This is a genomic window from Finegoldia magna, from assembly GCF_018371055.1.
GTDB classification, from domain to species: domain Bacteria; phylum Bacillota; class Clostridia; order Tissierellales; family Peptoniphilaceae; genus Finegoldia; species Finegoldia magna_I.
In genome coordinates this window covers 1-2,399 of sequence record NZ_JAGYZD010000247.1, presented here as the reverse complement: position 1 = coordinate 2,399, position 2,399 = coordinate 1, and the positions used below count along the sequence as shown (strand labels likewise).

General features: G+C 34.1%; 3 protein-coding genes. All 3 read right to left on the bottom strand.

Annotation, left to right across the window (positions count from 1 at the left end):
* On the bottom strand, positions 1–836 hold an 836-nt coding region (gene gcvPA / locus KHW44_RS08650), incomplete at its 3' end, for an aminomethyl-transferring glycine dehydrogenase subunit GcvPA (RefSeq protein ID WP_304068493.1).
* Positions 836–1,216 (bottom strand): glycine cleavage system protein GcvH, encoded by a 381-nt coding sequence (gcvH, locus tag KHW44_RS08645; RefSeq protein WP_094203401.1) that lies wholly within the window; start codon positions 1,214–1,216, stop codon positions 836–838. The genes gcvPA and gcvH, both read right to left, overlap by 1 nt.
* A gap of 12 nt (positions 1,217–1,228) precedes the next feature.
* Positions 1,229–2,329 carry a glycine cleavage system aminomethyltransferase GcvT gene (gene gcvT, locus KHW44_RS08640; RefSeq protein ID WP_316095089.1) on the bottom strand — a complete coding sequence of 367 codons (1,101 nt, stop codon included), beginning with the start codon at positions 2,327–2,329 and terminating at the stop codon, positions 1,229–1,231.
* Positions 2,330–2,399: the final 70 nt, after the last annotated feature.

Genomic DNA, 2,399 nt, shown 5'->3' with positions numbered 1-2,399 from the left:
CCTAAATAAGGTCCACCATATTGTAAGTTTACTCCGAATTGTTGAGCTTCACCTACAACAACGTCAACATTATATTCAGATGGTTTCTTTAACAAACCTAAACTCATAGGATCTGCTGACATTATCAAGTAGTTTTTCTTTATAGAGTGAGTTAACTCTTCATATTTTTTTACATCTTCGATATATCCGTAATAGTTTGGAGACTGAACGATAACTGTACCAACTTCGTCAGTCATCATTTTTTCCAATTCGTCCATATCTGTTAGTAAATCTTTCATTGGGATAAATTCTACTTCAACCTTTCTATCGTGACAATAAGTCAACAAGATTTCTTTTGCTGAAGGGCTAACTGTATTAGCGCATAGAATTTTCGATTTTTTGGACTTTTGGATAGTCATCAAGGCTGCTTCTGTGATAGCTGTTCCACCATCGTATAAAGAAGCGTTTGATATTGGCATACCAGTAAGGTTTGCCATCATTGTTTGATATTCAAAAATATAGGAAAGAGTACCTTGGCTTATTTCTGGTTGGTATGGTGTATATGAAGTGTAGAATTCACTTCTGCTTGCCATTGCTGGAATTACAGAAGGAACGTATCTATCATAAGCTCCACCACCTAGGAAACAAACCTTATCATCAGTAGATGTGTTCTTAGCAAAAATTTCGTCGAAATATCTTCTAACTTCAACTTCGCTTTTTGCTTTTGGTATGTTAAGTTCTCCTTTGAATTGAACGTTTTCAGGAATATCTGAATAAAGTTCATCAGTAGAGGAAATGCCAATTGTTTTTAGCATTTCCTCAATTTCTTGATCAGTAATTGAGATGTATGGATACATTATAATTCTCCTAAGAATTTTTCGTATTCATCAGCAGTCATTAATTTAGATTCATCGAAGTCTTCAAATTTAACCTTAGCAATCCAGCTTTCGTATGGAGCTTTGTTGATGTTGCCTGGTTCGTCATCTAATTCTTCATTAGCTTCTACAACTGTACAAGCAAATGGAGTGTAAACTTCTGATGCTGCTTTTACAGATTCAACGCTTGCTACAGATTCTTCTGCATCAATTTCATCATCAACATCTGGTAATTCAACGTATACGATGTCTCCTAAACTGTCTTGTGCATAATCTGCAAGACCAATTTCATAAACGTCTCCGTCTACTTTAATCCATTCATGATCTTTTGTGTACAATAAATCTTTTGCTACTTCTGCCATTTTCTTTTCCCCCTATTTTCTATCCAAAAATTTTCTTTTAACAACTGTTGCTTTAGCTGGTTTGTTTCTTATAATAACATCAACTTCATCACCTAATGCTACAGCTGATTTATCTACAAATGCATTTGCTAAACATACGCCAAATGTTGGTGAAAGGTATCCTGTAGTTACTTTACCGATAGTTTTGCCATCTTTTTGAACTTCAGCACCTTGTCTTGCAATACGTTTGCTTTGCATTTCGATACCAATAAGTTTCTTGTCGATTCCTGCATCAACTTTTTCTTGAGTTTTAGCTTTACCAACGAAGTCGTCTTTGTCCATTTTAACTGCAAATTTCAAGCCAACTTCTAATGGAGATACTTCGTCTGCAAGTTCGTTTCCATATAAAGGCATTGCTGCTTCAAATCTCAATGTATCTCTACATCCAAGACCACATGGTTTAACACCTAAGTCTTTTCCTTTTTCTAATAATTCATTCCATAAGTCTACAATTGCTTCTGCAGTTGCATAAACTTCGAATCCATCTTCACCAGTATAACCAGTTCTAGAAATTAATACATCGTATTCCTTGTATTTAATGTCTTTTACAAAGTGATAGTATTCAATTTTTGAAAGATCGAATTCAACTAATCTTTGTAATAATTCTTCAGCCTTAGGACCTTGAATAGCGATTTCTGCAACAGAGTCGCTGATGTTTTTAAGTTCAACATCGAATTTATCTACATATTTAGAGATATGTTTGAAGTCCTTTTCAGTGTTGGCTGCGTTTGGAACCATTAAAAAGTCTTCATCGTTGTTTTTGTAAACTAATAAGTCATCAACCATTCCGCCATCTTCGTGTAATAATAAAGAATATTGGATTTGTCCATCTGCACATTTAGTGTAATCATTAGTGCAAACATAGTTGATGAATTTTAAAGCGTCTTTGCCTTTTACAGTAAATTCACCCATGTGGCTTACATCAAATAAACCAACGTTGTTTCTTACTGCTTCGTGTTCTTGTTGTAATCCTTCATAATCAACTGGCAAATAAAAACCAGCGAAGTCAACAACTTTTCCACCTAAATTTTTGTGTTCCTCATATAGAGGAGTTTTTTTTGTACTCATAAGCATCTCCTTTTACTTATAATCCTTTTCATAACTATTGTACCATAAAAGTTATTAGTATTTGTAACAAAATTTA